Annotated in this window: 16 protein-coding genes; 7 read left to right on the top strand and 9 right to left on the bottom strand. The window is 57.5% G+C overall.

The window, feature by feature from the left end:
• Window positions 1-591 precede the first annotated feature (591 nt).
• A complete protein-coding gene (locus HRR99_RS06365; RefSeq protein WP_233123163.1) occupies window positions 592-1,263 on the top strand; it encodes a hypothetical protein in 672 nt (223 codons plus the stop codon).
• 168 nt (window positions 1,264-1,431) lie between these two features.
• On the opposite strand, the gene HRR99_RS06360 is transcribed toward HRR99_RS06365, so the two are convergent.
• From HRR99_RS06360 to HRR99_RS06345, 5 genes are all read right to left on the bottom strand, one after another.
• On the bottom strand, window positions 1,432-1,632 hold the full coding sequence (locus HRR99_RS06360) for a hypothetical protein (protein ID WP_111839025.1): 201 nt from the start codon (window positions 1,630-1,632) through the stop codon (window positions 1,432-1,434).
• Between the two features lie 130 nt (window positions 1,633-1,762).
• Window positions 1,763-1,891: a hypothetical protein gene (locus tag HRR99_RS23180; RefSeq protein ID WP_277877902.1), complete on the bottom strand. Its 129-nt coding sequence runs from the start codon at window positions 1,889-1,891 to the stop codon at window positions 1,763-1,765.
• Window positions 1,892-3,734: 1,843 nt separating this feature from the next.
• Window positions 3,735-5,216 (bottom strand): Asp-tRNA(Asn)/Glu-tRNA(Gln) amidotransferase subunit GatA, encoded by a 1,482-nt coding sequence (gatA, locus tag HRR99_RS06355; protein ID WP_233123162.1) that lies wholly within the window; start codon window positions 5,214-5,216, stop codon window positions 3,735-3,737.
• Between the two features lie 57 nt (window positions 5,217-5,273).
• Window positions 5,274-5,561 carry an Asp-tRNA(Asn)/Glu-tRNA(Gln) amidotransferase subunit GatC gene (gene gatC, locus HRR99_RS06350; RefSeq protein WP_111839022.1) on the bottom strand — a complete coding sequence of 96 codons (288 nt, stop codon included), beginning with the start codon at window positions 5,559-5,561 and terminating at the stop codon, window positions 5,274-5,276.
• A gap of 128 nt (window positions 5,562-5,689) precedes the next feature.
• A complete protein-coding gene (locus tag HRR99_RS06345) occupies window positions 5,690-6,394 on the bottom strand; it encodes a metal-dependent hydrolase (RefSeq protein WP_233123161.1) in 705 nt (234 codons plus the stop codon).
• Between the two features lie 83 nt (window positions 6,395-6,477).
• Between HRR99_RS06345 and HRR99_RS06340 the strand changes: the two genes are divergently transcribed.
• Window positions 6,478-6,780, top strand: a complete 303-nt coding sequence (locus HRR99_RS06340; protein WP_233123160.1) for an alkylphosphonate utilization protein — start codon at window positions 6,478-6,480, stop codon at window positions 6,778-6,780.
• 8 nt (window positions 6,781-6,788) lie between these two features.
• Entirely contained in the window at window positions 6,789-7,277 is a 489-nt protein-coding gene (gene ruvX / locus HRR99_RS06335) for a Holliday junction resolvase RuvX (protein WP_233123159.1), read from the top strand.
• On the opposite strand, the gene HRR99_RS06330 is transcribed toward ruvX, so the two are convergent.
• The 3 genes from HRR99_RS06330 to HRR99_RS06320 form a co-directional block, all read right to left on the bottom strand.
• Window positions 7,220-7,546, bottom strand: a complete 327-nt coding sequence (locus HRR99_RS06330; RefSeq protein WP_233123158.1) for a DUF6105 family protein — start codon at window positions 7,544-7,546, stop codon at window positions 7,220-7,222. The genes ruvX and HRR99_RS06330 overlap by 58 nt on opposite strands.
• Window positions 7,543-7,704, bottom strand: coding sequence for a hypothetical protein (locus HRR99_RS06325; RefSeq protein WP_233123574.1), 162 nt, complete (start codon window positions 7,702-7,704; stop codon window positions 7,543-7,545). Before HRR99_RS06325 ends, HRR99_RS06330 begins: the two co-directional genes overlap by 4 nt.
• A 204-nt stretch (window positions 7,705-7,908) precedes the next feature.
• Window positions 7,909-8,553 (bottom strand): TetR/AcrR family transcriptional regulator, encoded by a 645-nt coding sequence (locus HRR99_RS06320; RefSeq protein ID WP_233123157.1) that lies wholly within the window; start codon window positions 8,551-8,553, stop codon window positions 7,909-7,911.
• A 454-nt stretch (window positions 8,554-9,007) separates the two neighbouring features.
• Between HRR99_RS06320 and HRR99_RS06315 the strand changes: the two genes are divergently transcribed.
• Window positions 9,008-9,274: a type II toxin-antitoxin system prevent-host-death family antitoxin gene (locus tag HRR99_RS06315; RefSeq protein ID WP_233123156.1), complete on the top strand. Its 267-nt coding sequence runs from the start codon at window positions 9,008-9,010 to the stop codon at window positions 9,272-9,274.
• Window positions 9,267-9,689, top strand: coding sequence for a hypothetical protein (locus HRR99_RS06310; protein WP_233123155.1), 423 nt, complete (start codon window positions 9,267-9,269; stop codon window positions 9,687-9,689). Before HRR99_RS06315 ends, HRR99_RS06310 begins: the two co-directional genes overlap by 8 nt.
• 25 nt (window positions 9,690-9,714) lie before the next feature.
• Here HRR99_RS06310 and HRR99_RS06305 read toward each other — a convergent pair whose 3' ends face one another.
• The gene (locus HRR99_RS06305; RefSeq protein WP_233123154.1) at window positions 9,715-11,367 is read right to left on the bottom strand and encodes an acyl-CoA dehydrogenase family protein; all 1,653 of its coding nucleotides are present in this window, start codon (window positions 11,365-11,367) and stop codon (window positions 9,715-9,717) included.
• A gap of 154 nt (window positions 11,368-11,521) precedes the next feature.
• Between HRR99_RS06305 and HRR99_RS06300 the strand changes: the two genes are divergently transcribed.
• The gene (locus HRR99_RS06300; protein WP_233123153.1) at window positions 11,522-12,463 is read left to right on the top strand and encodes an aspartate carbamoyltransferase catalytic subunit; all 942 of its coding nucleotides are present in this window, start codon (window positions 11,522-11,524) and stop codon (window positions 12,461-12,463) included.
• Window positions 12,460-13,749: a dihydroorotase gene (locus HRR99_RS06295; protein WP_233123152.1), complete on the top strand. Its 1,290-nt coding sequence runs from the start codon at window positions 12,460-12,462 to the stop codon at window positions 13,747-13,749. The genes HRR99_RS06300 and HRR99_RS06295 overlap by 4 nt, the downstream gene beginning before the upstream one ends.
• Window positions 13,750-13,756: the final 7 nt, after the last annotated feature.

Genomic DNA, 13,756 nt, shown 5'->3' with positions numbered 1-13,756 from the left:
GTGGAAAACCAAATATTCCACAAAAAAACGATTTTTGATATTGCACAAACTTTTCCACAATATATAGTGTGGAGGCTAATATCAATTTCTAGATATAGAGGCTTGTATAGATGAATGCCTCGATTCGGCGCTTCGGTCAACACATTATTTGATGCTGTGGAAAACTTAGTAGCTGGACAAAAAGGCAAGAACATACAAGCATAAAAAAAGGCAGTGTGACTGCAATCACACTGCCTTCGGAACAGCCCGGGAGGTCCTGCCGCCCGCGTGTCCATGTGCTTCTTAAAGCATGGCTATGCTGTTCCTCCGATCAACAGATGTCAAGTGTGCAATGCACACAGACAGCAGTGATGCAGGAGAAAGGAGAACACAAATGCCGATAGGACGTACCTCTCGCACTGGCGAGACTTGCCCCGAAAGTGGTGTTTGGAAAGTCGTAGGTACACCTACGACAACCGCGCCAATTGCTAAAGGCAACCGCATGCCACCTTACGGTGGAAATGCGGTGACTTGGCAGCTTGTACAACTCGCCTAATCATATCGGGGCCGGTTGATAGATCGGCCCCTTTTTATGTTTGTAAGGAGGCCAACTTGGCGCGAGTAACAACTTTCGGATTTTCTGCTTTTTTACGCCTGCTTGCTCAAAATGAGAAACCTCAACGAAGCGCGGTAAAAAGGCGTCATATAACTTCAAAAGGTGGTCGCAACTTTCATAGAAGTCTTCACTTGAGCATTGCCAGAATGCTGACCGGTAAAGCCAGCTTCAAAGAAGTAATCAAAGCCGCCCGAAACATTAAGAAGCCTGCTGAGAGGCGCTACGCTAAAGTTGGTATTGTTCGATTTCTCAGATGGTATATCTCGATGGGTGCTAAAGGAGCAGCTTATCCAGCTACTACGTTGGCGAGTCCACAAGGCTTCTTTCGGGTTAAATTTGATCCAGATTGCATAGTTAATTTAGATGGTCGCCGCACTGCAGTTCATCTTTGGAATAGCAAAGAAAAAATAAATAATGATCAAGCTCTTGCTGCATTGTCCTTGGTAGCTGCAAAGTTTCCTCTAACGTTTGATCGACCTGACGACTTTGCTGTTTTATCTCTTCAAAGTGGTGATATTTATAAATGGTCTGATGCCAATAAAGAGCATAGAAAATTAGCCTTAGACTTAATGATACATCTAGATCGATTATTTACTATCACTCAGTCGGAGTTGGGAATTCCACCAAGAGGCGATCAACCCTACGACGACACGCGCCCATATCTTTAAGTTGCGCATGACAGTTATCCAACAACTATGGCTCCACAGCGGGAGAGAAAGCAATTTCCACGTCTTAAGCTTAGCTTAAAATGCTAGAAATTGCATATGAGGGTCCCGCACCATCCAGAAATAGAAAATTGACCTTAAGAGACCGAAAGACCGAAGCATAACTCAGGCCTACATCCGCCGCGCTTCCAGCCGCCTTTTATCCCGCTCGACATATTCAAAGCCCATGCTCGTCAACCGGAACTGTCGTTTCTGAAATTCGCCGCGAATCTGGATGAAGCCCTGCTCTTCGGCTTCGAATAGCGTCTTTAGCCCCGTGCCTTTCGGTGGGGTCTGCCAGTCGGTGCCGACGGCGGCGTGAAGCAATACCATGATCTTGATAATGGGAGGTCTCCATGGCTGGTACGGCCAGCCGTGTTGCGTCGCGAAACGTCGTCATCTGCCAACCGCCCGCTCCGGCATCCGAAGAGCGGGTGCCGGACGGTGGTGATGCGGCCTGGACTTATTTCTTCTTGGTGGTGCTTTCGCTGGCTTTGACCTGCGAACCGAGTGTCGGAGCGGCAACGGGTGCGGCCTTGTCCTTCTTCGGTTTTCTGACTTCTTTGTTGCTGCGAACTTGACCCTTGGCCATTGGATTCTCCCGTTTTGGTCCCGTAACTTAGCCGCCATATGGTGGCCAAACGCAAGAGATTTCTGATTGCACCCACCATGTGAGATGCTTTCGTGGGCGCAGGTGGCCACCCTTCACCTGGAAATCCTATGAATTGGCATCGCTCATCATGATTTTTTGACCGTTTCGGTAGACCCGGGATGATCGGGAGGCGTAACCCGCCTGCCATGATGAACAGAGCCAGCCGCTCACCCCCCTCTGTCCTGCCGGACATCTCCCCCTCAAGGGGGGAGATTGGCAAGCCGCATGCTCCCCACTCTATCCGCAGCAGCAGAGATGGTCGATTGCCATCCACGAGTCGATCTCCCCACCTGAGGGGGAGATGCCCGGCAGGGCAGAGGGGGGTAAGCGGCACCCTCCGACCTCACGATACACTCCCCAAAACACCTCAACCAAAAATACTTCCAATCTAAATCAACAGCTTAAAACAAATCCCACAAAAAACACCAAAAATCCCCCCGCAACTTTCTCAATGACGCACGAATCACCCGCACAATTGCCCCGTTCCGCCCTCGGATACACCGCAAGGCGTTGCGGCGAGGCGGGACCGGCGCTGGGGTTGGGAGGGTGACGCAAACCTTTCAACCTCGGGGTCGAGCAGCGATCTCCCCGGTGGGACGGGAGAAAGGTGGCGGCGGTTTCGGACCGGCTGTCGCAGCCTTTCCAATGTCCGGACCGGCCCGGCATGGTCTTAGTCGCAAAACACCGTTTCGGGTTTTGCGGGTGGGTCATGGCGGTCCGGTTCGCCAGCCACCGGGTGTACCGACAGCTCATCGGCACCGGGTCGAACGCGACCACAGGGGCTTGAAGCGAAAGTCAGGCGGTACACAGGAACACGCTGCATCTGCCCCGCACTGTCGATGACAGCGCGGACGGATCGCGAGGGACGCACAAGCCATGGATGGCGGGTGTGGCTCTTGCGGAGAACGGATCGATGGCTGTGGGCGCTTCGTCAGAATGAACGCTCTCATCCTCGAAGGCAGATGTCGCCGAACTGGCAGGCGATGGCTTCGGCAACGAAGCCGCCGTCACCCGGGTGGGTAAGGCCGGACCTTGATTTGTCCGACCGTTCCAACGGCAAGGCCCCCTTGCCCTCCGGGATATGCCAGCCGTGGCAAGAGGATCGCTGTTCGGCCAAAAGAGCTGAACGGGGCGCTGCGAGGTGCCATTCTTAGACTACCCAACGAGGCAACTTACAGCGCCCCGTCCGAATACCCATGGCCGCGAATGGTTGTGGACACTGATTGAAGGTCAAGCCACGGGCAGGTGCTGCCGCGTGAACGGCGAAGCTTGTTTGAGAGGTGGCCGGGGTTTTTGATAGCGATGGGATTGGTGAGGAGCAACCCTCATCCTGAGGTGCCCCGCAGGGGCCTCGAAGGACGAGGGTTGCGGGCTTGAGGCAGAGTGCGCGGCGGATGCTTCGAGGGTCGCTTCGCTCCCACCTCAGCATGAGGGCGGCGGGTGAGGTTGCCCTCTCCAATACCGGACCAACGCGGAATGCTAGCAGCTATGAGGAATGCTTTGGGCGATGATGCAGGCTGCAACAGAGCAACCCTCACCATCATGAGATTTGCCGAAGGAGGTGCCACGCAAAGGGCGCTACGCAGCAACCCTCATCCTAAGGTGCCCCGCAGGGGCCTCGAAGGACGGGGGTTGCGGGCTCAAAGCAGGAGTACTCGGCGGATGCTTCGAGGCTTTGTCCTTCGGCCAAAGCACCTCAGCATGAGGGCGGTGGGTGTGGCAGCCCTACCTTATTGAGAGGGGGATAAGCCACAACCGATGAGCCTACGACCAAGGACCCGGCCTACCACCACTTGGCGGGTGTGAACTTACCCGCCGCCTGCTCGATGGCATAGGCCGTCTTAAACAGCGTTTCCTCATCGAAGGGCTTGCCGAGGAGCTGGAGGCCGAGCGGGAGGCCTTTGCCGTCGAGACCGGCGGGGACCGAGAGGCCCGGCAGACCGGCCATGTTGACGGTGATGGTGAACACGTCCTGGAGGTACATCTTGACCGGATCGGCGGCCAGTTCCTTGTCGCCGATTTCGAAGGCCGACGATGGGGTGATGGGGGCGAGCACGGCATCGACGCCCTCGTGGAAGACGGTTTCGAAGTCGCGCTTGATCAGCGTGCGGACCTTCTGCGCCTTCAGGTAATAGGCATCATAGTAACCAGCCGAAAGCACGTAGGTGCCGACCATGATGCGGCGCTTGACTTCGGAGCCGAAGCCAGCGGCGCGGCTCTTCTCGTACATGTCGGCAATGTCCTTGCCATCGACGCGCAGGCCATAGCGGACGCCGTCATAACGGGCAAGGTTGGACGACGCCTCAGCGGGTGCCACGATGTAATAGGCCGGCAGCGCGTATTTGGTGTGCGGCAGCGAGATATCGACGATCTCGGCACCGGCATCCTTCAGCCATGCAACGCCCTGCGCCCAGAGCTTTTCGATCTCTTCCGGCATGCCATCGACGCGGTATTCCTTGGGAATACCGATCTTGAGGCCCTTGAGCGACTGGCCGATGGCCTTTTCGTAATCCGGCACCGGCAGATCGATGGAGGTCGTATCCTTCGCATCGACGCTGGCCATGGATTTCAGCAGGATCGCGGCGTCGCGCACGTCGCGGGCGATAGGGCCAGCCTGATCCAGCGACGAGGCATAGGCAGCAATGCCCCAGCGCGAGACGCGGCCATAGGTCGGCTTGATGCCGACGGTGCCGGTAAACGCCGCAGGCTGGCGGATGGAGCCGCCCGTATCTGTCGCAGTGGCACCGGCGCACAGATGCGCAGCAACGGCTGCAGCAGAACCGCCGGACGAGCCGCCGGGCACGAGCTTCCTGTCGGAACCGTTCTCGCGCCACGGGTTGACCGCCGGGCCGTAATAGGAGCTTTCATTGGACGAGCCCATGGCGAATTCGTCCATGTTCAGCTTGCCCAACATCACGGCGCCCTGGTCCCACAGGTTCTGGGTGACGGTCGATTCGTATTTCGGCTTGAAGCCATCCAGCACGTGAGAGCAGGCCTGCGTGTGGACGTCGCGAACGGCAAAGAGATCCTTCACGCCAAGCGGAATGCCCTCAAGCGCACCGGCCTTGCCAGCCGCAAGCTTGTCGTCGGAGGCCTTGGCCATCTCGCGGGCCTTTTCCGGCGTCACGGCGACATAGACATTCAGCGCGGAATTGGCGGCATCGACTGCGCTCAGATAGGCGTCGGTCAACTCAACGGCGGTGAAGTCCTTGGCCTTCAGCTTGTCGCGGGCTTCGGCAATGGTCAGGCTGGTCAGATCGGTCATATCGGCAATGGCTTTCGAAAACTTTGGATCGGGCGGGTGGAAACAAGCCTGAAAGGCCTATTCGACCACCTTCGGCACCATAAAGAAATTGCGGTCCGTGGCAGGTGCATTGGCAACGATGTCATCCGCTTTGTCACCATCGGTAACCGCATCCACGCGCTTCTTCATGGCAAACGGCGTCACCGACGTCATCGGCTCGACGCCATCGACATTCACCTCCGAAAGTTGCTCCACGAAACCGAGAATGCCATTCAACTGGCCAAGCATGATGTTGGCCTCTTCTTCGTCAACGGCAATACGGGCAAGGCGCGCAACGCGCTTCACGGTGGCAAGATCGACGGACATGGTTCTACTCCGGTCAAGAATTTTCCTACCCGCTATAATGACCATGTCCGCTCTTCGCAACGGTAGAAAGTATCTCGCGTTGAAGTGAGCGCGGATTTGCGCCGACTTCAACGCGTTGTGCGGAAATGTCAGAACGTCAGCGTCTGACCCGCGCTTGGCGTATCGACGATGGCTTGCGAGCCTTCCATGCCGGTGACGAATTTTTCCGGCGTCTGATCGATAATCCCAAACGAGCCGTAATGGCAGGGAACGACGTTGCGGAACTTGAAGAAGCGTTGGCAGGCCAGAGCCGCAACCGCGCCGCCCATGGTAAAACGGTCGCCGATGGGGACAAGGCCGATGTCGGGCTCGTGCAACTCGTTGATCAGCGCCATGTCGGAGAAGATGTCCGTGTCGCCCATGTGGTAGACGGTGGGGCCGTCTTCGAAATGCAGCATCAGGCCATTGGCATTGCCAAGTGCGTGGCTGACGCCATCCTCGGTGATCTGGGCGGACGAATGCAGCGCGTTGGTGAAGGTGGCGGAGAAGCCATCAAAACCCACGGTGCCGCCGGTGTTGCCCATTTCCAGCTTCGACACGCCCTTCGAGCCCAGCCATGCAGCAAGATCGGCATTGGCAAGCACGGTCGCGCCGGTGTCCTTGGCGAGCTGGATCGTATCACCGACATGGTCACCATGACCGTGGGTCAGCAGAATGTGGGTGATACCATCAGCAGCGTCCTTGGCGTCCTGGCCCGCAAAGCCCGGGTTTCCGGTAAAAAACGGATCGATCAATATCTTCGCTTTGCCGGTTTCGATGCAAAATGCGGAATGGCCGAGCCAGGTTAGTTTCATGGAAGTTCTCCTTTGTATTACCGATATATTATGACATAGGACGGGCCATACAACCGCCCTCGACAGAATTTGGAATTGCGAACATGGCCGCTGATGATGACGAATATGTGTATGACGAAGCGACAGGTGAATGGCGCCCGGCCTCAGAGATAGTGGCCCTGGCGGCAAAGGCCAACGAGGTTCGCGATGCCAGCGGCACGCTTCTGGTCGACGGTGATTCTGTGACTTTGATCAAGGATTTGAAGGTCAAGGGTGCGGGAACCACGTTGAAGCAGGGCACCGTGATAAAGTCGATCCGCCTGACGGACAATCCCGAAGAAATCGACTGCCGCCACGATGCTATCAAGGGTCTCGTGTTGCGCACCGAATTCGTACGCAAACGCTGAGACGAGCCATGGCGACGTTGACGATCGAGGAACTGGCCGACTTCCTGCAGACGGGTCAGGCCATTGCCGGGCTGGACCTGGGCACGAAGACGATCGGCCTCGCCATGTCCGATCTGTCGCGGCGTTTTGCGACCCCTCGCCCGGTCATCAAGCGGGTGAAATTCACACCGGATGCCCAGACGCTGCTGGATTTTGCGCAGAAGGAAAAGGTCACGGCCTTCATCATCGGCCTGCCTGTCAACATGGACGGATCATCCGGGCCGCGCGTTCAGGCAACCCGTGCCTTCGTACGTGCCATGGGGGAGAAGACCGAGATACCCTTCGTGTTCTGGGATGAGCGACTTTCCACCGTCGCCGCCGAACGGGCTTTGCTGGAGATGGATGTATCCCGTGCCAAGCGCGCCGAACGTATCGATTCGGCAGCGGCGAGCTTCATTCTTCAGGGCGCGCTGGACAGGCTTTCAGGCCTTGCAAGAGCCGCCGCCTTAGAGGACTGACGCATACACCACCACGCCGCAATGGCCTTGCGCTTGCGGAAGCCGACGATGGCAAACAGGACGAAACTGTCGACGACGATGGCCCGCGCAACCAGCGGCGGAATGCTTTCCGGGGCGATGCCCAGGATGTTTCCATAGACCTGAAACACAAGCTCGTTCGCCTGCCGCGTCAGCATGAAAATGCCGAAACTCATGTCGTAATAGGACAATCCGTACCAGCTTCCGAGAAGGATGATGGGCCCGGCCCAGAATATCAGAAGCCACTTCATGCCACCTGCCCCCGCATGGGGACGGCGTCGGGAGCGACGGCGATGACTGCCCAGCGCAGGCATGCCATGAGGCACAGGTTGACCGTGGGCACGTAGATGTCCAACGGCAGCAGTGCAAAGAACGTCATCATGACGATCAAGGATATCCAGCGGTTCACGGCGGTTCCTTTTCACACGTCCACGGACGCATGGTTAATGATTTATTAATACAATGATCCCGCTTCTCCGAACGGGCAAATAAAACTTATGGATATGGTTAACAGCGACCACGGGCCTGTGGATAAGGCGGCGGCTCCAGGGCAACAACGCGTGCGCCCCCGTGAAAGCGCCAAATATTATTAGAAAAGTCTAACGCTAGCTAATCAGCTATAAACGCCGCGCACGATGCGCTTCACGGCTGTGCCGATTTTATCCCAATCCTTCGGGCTTTTCAGTGCAACGCCAGCAAACTGTCCGCTTATGACCGATGAGATGACGAGATGCTGGATGGCCGCGAAAATCACGGCGTTGACGGCAGCGGTATCGATTCCCTTCGGCGCTTCAAGCGAACCGCGCATCCGCTCTAGCCACTTGGCCAACGCCTTCGCGCGGGCATCGGCTAGCTGTTTCACTTGTAGCGTATTCTCGGACACTTCCCAGGCGATGATCTTGCACACGAGCGGATCGCTACGCAGCGCTTCGATGTAATAGAGCGCAAGCTTCTCCATGAGATCGCCGTAGGTCAGCAAAAACATGCCACCGGTATCTTCTGGAATGCGATCCTTGACCCACGAGCCCAGATCCTCGCCGATGGCAGCGACCAGACCTTCCAGCCCACCGAAGTACCGATAGATCAGCTGTTTGTCACACCCTGCCCTGCGTGCAACGGCATTGATGCCGAAGCCCTGAAACCCCTCTTCCGCCAGCAAACTTTTTGCCGCCGCAAAAATTGCCTTCTCGGTCGCGGCCCGATCCTTGATCCGCTTTTCAGGGGGAGCTTCAGCAGCAGTGTCGACGATGGCCAGCATAAGCTTGCGATTCTCCTTTTGGTGACGTGATCACAGGGTTAGCAAAGGGTTAATTTGGCGGCAATGCAGGAGGGGGTCGGGAGGTGAAGGTAGTTGTGGATGAAGCTAAGTCTGCGCCTAAAACTTGTGTTTGTTATCGCAAGCCATTTGTTTGTACCACCCCTGATTGAACGATTGGCTTTCCTCTCCAGTTACCTCATATTTATTGGCAAGACGCACCCTTGGAGGGCTGAGATGATGACTGGAATGGAAATCTTCTTCTACGTTGCGTTGCCAGTAAGTATCGTAACCGCTGGCTGGATCGCCGTTCGCCTAAATGAATGGAATGACAAAAAGACGCAGCTTCACCCTAGCGAATAAGGACCAGACTTTAAAAGATCAGGCTTAGGCCAAACTCGTTTGCCAGATTTATGTGTTTTCTGTATTATTCAGAAAACCAATCTGGAGTCTGACTTTGTCTCAAAAATCTATTACGACTGCGGAGTTCATGCGTCATTTTGGGCGTTATCATGATCAAGCGCAAAAAGAGCCAATCACTTTGACAAAGCACGGGCGCCCTTCGGTGGTGGTGCTGCCTGTTGAACTGTTCGAGAAATTGGCCAGCAATCACGACGTACGTCAGGCATATGCTTCAGGCGAGATGCCAGACGATATTGCCTCGCTTTTCAGAGAGCAACTCGAAGACGATTCGAAGGAATATGAGGCATCGCGCGATGACTGAAAAGTTCAGGCGCGGTGATATTGTGGCTTATCCCTATCTTTGGCGATGGCAGAACGAGGCCGATCCGCAGCGTGATCACAGCGAGAAAGACCGCCCCGCCTGCATGATCCTGGCGATCAAAGACAAGCAAGGTCTTACGCATATCCTGTTGCTTCCCATATCTTCTAAGCCACCGCACGGTGGCCAGAAAGCAATCGAAATACCGGGACTGGAACTGCGTCGTGCGAAACTCAGCCGCTACAAGCGCGGCTGGATCACCGTGAGCGAGTGTAATTACGACGTGATCGAACGATCTTACCATTTCGACGCGCGGCGGGAGCCAATCGGGCGGTTCAGCGAGGCGTTTCTCGAAGAGATCAGATTGGCGTTTGCACCGTTTTTAGCGGCTGGTTCGGCGAAGGTGAGCCGCACATAACCCGCGCTTATTAAAAATCCTGATTTTACGCAGCAGGCGGATACAGCAGATCGATAATATAGGTCGGGTCAAACCGGCTGTCGAGCATACCATAGGTGTGGCGCCAGCCCCCCGCCAGACGTGTCTCAAGAAACGCGTCGGCGATGCGGCCAGCGCCGATGCGGCAGAGTTCGGCGGCGGCGGCGGCGAGTGCGAATTGTTCGACCAGCAGGCGGGCGGCACCTTCGTCGCGTTCGCAGAGCGCGATTGCCGCGCGCAGGACTTCGGTGGTTTTCTTACCGGAGGGGCCGAGGTCGCGTTCCAGTGTTTCGAAAACGAGGTCGAACAGATCTTTGCCGCGCTGGAGAACGCGCAGCACATCCAGCGCCATGACGTTGCCGGAGCCTTCCCAGATGGCGTTGACCGGGGCTTCTCGATAATGGCGGGCGATGGGGCGGTCTTCGACGTAGCCGCTACCGCCAAGGCTTTCCATGGCTTCGTAAATCAAGGCAGGTGCGATCTTGCAGCACCAGTATTTGACGATGGGCGTCATGACACGGGCGTAGGCCGCTTCCGCCGGATTGTTGCGGGCGCTATCGAAGGCGGCGGCAAGGCGGAAGGACAGCGCGGTCGCGGCGGCGACGTCCAGCGCCATATCGGCCAGAACGCGCGTCATGATCGGTTGGGTGACAAGCGGCTTGCCGAAGACGTTACGGCCACGGGCGAAATGGACCGCTTCCGCTAACGAGGCGCGCATCATGCCGGATGAGGCCAGCGCGCAATCCAGCCGCGTCAGTGTCACCATGTCGAGAATGGTGCGGACACCGGCACCGGGTTCGCCGAGCAGATAGCCGAAGGCATCGGTGAATTCGACTTCGGCTGACGCATTAGAGCGGTTGCCGAGCTTGTCCTTCAGGCGCTGGAAATGCAGGCCGTTGGCCGAGCCGTCCTCCAGAAAACGCGGCACGAGGAAGCAGCCCATGCCATCGCCCATCTGGGCCAGCATGACGAAACCGTCGCTCATCGGCGCGGACAGAAACCATTTGTGGCCGGAAAGGCGATAGATGCCCTCGCCTACCCGCTCAGCGGTCGTGCGGTTGGCGCGCACATCGGTGCCGCCCTGCTTTTCCGTCATGCCCATGCCGATGGTAACGGCGGTCTTCTGCATGGCGGGCTTTTGCGACGAATCATATTTGCGCGACAGGATTTTCGGTGCCCATTCCTGCTGCACGCGCGGCGATGTCATCATGGCGGCCACGGAGGCGTGCGTCATGGTGAGCGGGCAAAGATGCCCTGCTTCCAGCTGGGACGTGAGATAGAATTTTGTGGCACGGGCCTTGTGCTCGTTGCCACGCGTCTCAGGCGTGTTTTCCCAGGCGCTGCTGTGCAGGCCCGAAGACATGGAACGGCGCATGAGCGCGTGCCAGGCGGGGTGAAACTCCACCTGATCCAGCCGCTCTCCACGGGGCCCATGGGTGTGCAATTTCGGCGTGCTGACATTGGCCATGCGCGCCAGTTCCTGCGCCTCGACCGAGGTGACATAGCGTCCGATCTGGTCGAATTCATCGCGCAGGGGGCGCGTAAGACTGGAGGTCAAATCCACGATCAACGGGTCTGAGCGATAGGCATTGATGCCGGACCAGAGGTTAGGCTGGTTCAAATCGGCAAGCTGTTCTTCGGTCCGGTTCATATTCGTCATCGCGTGGCTATATCGGGATTCGCATTTTATTGCATGTATTAGGTCTGGCACGGCTTATCGCATGCTTGCCGACAAAGCCACCTGTCTTTATAGACCCGGTGACCAAAGCCAGAGCAGCGCGCCATGCTCTATTGCGACCCGGAGGACATATTCCATGGTCTATTATCCCCACCGCCACCTGCTTGGCATCAAGGGGCTTTCCCATCAGGATATCACCACTCTTCTCGACAAGGCGGACGAAGCGGTGAAAATAAGCCGCCAACGTGAGAAGAAGACATCGACGCTGCGCGGGCTGACCCAGATCAACCTGTTCTTCGAAGCCTCCACCCGCACGCAGGCCTCCTTCGAGCTGGCCGGAAAACGGCTGGGTGCCGACGTGATGAACATGTCTGTGGGCAATTCATCGGTCAAAAAAGGCGAGACGCTGATCGACACCGCCATGACGCTGAACGCCATGCGCCCCGACGTGCTAGTGGTGCGCCATTCATCCGCTGGCGCTGCGGCGCTTCTGGCGCAAAAGGTGGCCTGCTCGGTGGTGAATGCCGGAGATGGTCAGCACGAACACCCGACACAGGCGCTTTTGGATGCGCTGACGATCCGCCGCGCCAAGGGTACACTGTCTGGCATGACAGTCGCGATCTGCGGTGACGTGCTGCATTCGCGCGTGGCGCGTTCCAACATTATTCTCTTGAACCAGATGGGCGCGCGCGTTCGCGTTGTCGCGCCACCGACGCTTCTGCCATCGGGCATCGCGGATATGAGCGTGGAAGTGTACCACGACATGAAAGAAGGCTTGAAAGGCGCCGACGTGGTGATGATGCTGCGCTTGCAGCGCGAGCGCATGTCCGGTTCCTTCGTGCCTTCGGTGCGCGAATACTTCCATTATTATGGGCTGGATGCCGAAAAGCTGAAGGCGGCCAAGGAAGATGCGCTTGTCATGCATCCCGGCCCCATGAACCGCGGCGTGGAAATCTCATCCGAAGTGGCGGATGGTCCGCAGAGCGTGATTGAGAGCCAGGTGGAAATGGGGGTGGCGGTGCGCATGGCCGTCATGGAAACGCTTCTTATCTCGCAAAATCAGGGAGAGCGCGTATGAGCACTGCAACCGTTCTCAAGAATGTTCGTATTATTGACCCTTCGCGCAGTTTGGATGAGGTCGGAACGATCATCATCGGTGCCGATGGCACGATCCTCGCCGCTGGCAAGGATGCGCAGAACCAGGGCGCGCCTGAGGGTGCGACAGTGCGCGATGCCAAGGGGCTGGTCGCCACGCCGGGTCTGGTCGATGCGCGCGTATTCGTCGGTGAACCGGGTGCCGAACACCGTGAAACAATCGAATCCGCCTCGCGCGCTGCCGCAGCCGGTGGCGTGACCAGCATGATCGTGATGCCGGATACCGACCCCGTGATCGACGACATCGCGCTGGTGGAATTCGTGAAGAAGACCGCACGCGACAAGGCGTTGGTTCATATCTATCCGGCAGCGGCGCTGACCAAGGGTCTGCGCGGCGAGGAAATGACCGAATTCGGCATGTTGAAGGAAGCCGGGGCCGTTGCCTTCACCAATGGCCGAAAGGCGCTGTCCGATACGCTGGTGCTGCGACGCGCCATGACCTATGCACGTGAGCTGGGCGCGGTCATTTCGCTCGAAACACGCGACCAGTATATCGGCCATGGGGATATGAACGAGGGGCTGTTTGCCAGCTGGCTTGGACTATCGGGCATTCCGAAAGAAGCTGAAATCATTCCGCTGGAGCGGGATCTGCGCATCGCGGCACTCACCCGCGCCAACTATCATGCCGCCAAGATTTCGGTGCGTGAATCCGCCGAGGCGATCAGCCAAGCGAAAGCACGCGGCGTCAAAGCCACCTGCGGCATTTCCATCAACCATCTGACGCTGAACGAAAACGATATCGGCGAGTACCGCACCTTCTTCAAGCTCTCCCCGCCGCTGCGCTCCGAAGACGACCGCATGGCCATGGTGGATGCGCTGAAGGACGGCACGATCGATATCATCGTCTCTTCGCATGACCCGCAGGATGTGGACACCAAGCGACTACCGTTTTCGGATGCGGCAAGCGGTGCCATCGGGCTTGAAACCATACTGGCGGCGGCTTTGCGTCTCTATCACAGTGACCAGGTGCCACTGATGCGCCTCATCGATGCGCTTTCAACCCGCCCTGCCCACATCTTCGGGCTGAATGCCGGAACGCTGAAGCCGGGGGCTAAGGCCGATATCACGCTGATCGATCTCGACGAGCCGTGGCTGGTATCCGAGAAAAATCTGGTATCGAGGTCCAAGAACACGCCATTCGAAGACGCCCGCTTTACCGGCCGCGCCGTCGCAACCTATGTTGCGGGCAAGCTGGTGCATTCCGTATAAGAGAACG

This window comes from Agrobacterium vaccinii (assembly GCF_021310995.1).
GTDB lineage: Bacteria > Pseudomonadota > Alphaproteobacteria > Rhizobiales > Rhizobiaceae > Agrobacterium > Agrobacterium vaccinii.
Note: the sequence above shows the minus strand (reverse complement) of the source record. Positions and strands in the feature narration are given on the sequence as shown.

Bases quoted from the DNA above. Each gene is read 5' to 3' on its own strand.
- HRR99_RS06345 (WP_233123161.1), bottom strand. From the start codon at position 6,394: ATGAAACTAACCTGGCTCGGCCATTCCGCATTTTGCATCGAAACCGGC.
- HRR99_RS06340 (WP_233123160.1), top strand. From the start codon at position 6,478: ATGGCCGCTGATGATGACGAATATGTGTATGACGAAGCGACAGGTGAA.
- HRR99_RS06320 (WP_233123157.1), bottom strand. From the start codon at position 8,553: ATGCTGGCCATCGTCGACACTGCTGCTGAAGCTCCCCCTGAAAAGCGG.
- HRR99_RS06295 (WP_233123152.1), top strand. From the start codon at position 12,460: ATGAGCACTGCAACCGTTCTCAAGAATGTTCGTATTATTGACCCTTCG.
- HRR99_RS06360 (WP_111839025.1), bottom strand. From the start codon at position 1,632: ATGGTATTGCTTCACGCCGCCGTCGGCACCGACTGGCAGACCCCACCG.
- HRR99_RS06305 (WP_233123154.1), bottom strand. From the start codon at position 11,367: ATGACGAATATGAACCGGACCGAAGAACAGCTTGCCGATTTGAACCAG.
- gatC (WP_111839022.1), bottom strand. From the start codon at position 5,561: ATGTCCGTCGATCTTGCCACCGTGAAGCGCGTTGCGCGCCTTGCCCGT.
- HRR99_RS06330 (WP_233123158.1), bottom strand. From the start codon at position 7,546: ATGAAGTGGCTTCTGATATTCTGGGCCGGGCCCATCATCCTTCTCGGA.
- HRR99_RS23180 (WP_277877902.1), bottom strand. From the start codon at position 1,891: ATGGCCAAGGGTCAAGTTCGCAGCAACAAAGAAGTCAGAAAACCGAAG.
- HRR99_RS06300 (WP_233123153.1), top strand. From the start codon at position 11,522: ATGGTCTATTATCCCCACCGCCACCTGCTTGGCATCAAGGGGCTTTCC.
- ruvX (WP_233123159.1), top strand. From the start codon at position 6,789: ATGGCGACGTTGACGATCGAGGAACTGGCCGACTTCCTGCAGACGGGT.
- gatA (WP_233123162.1), bottom strand. From the start codon at position 5,216: ATGACCGATCTGACCAGCCTGACCATTGCCGAAGCCCGCGACAAGCTG.
- HRR99_RS06310 (WP_233123155.1), top strand. From the start codon at position 9,267: ATGACTGAAAAGTTCAGGCGCGGTGATATTGTGGCTTATCCCTATCTT.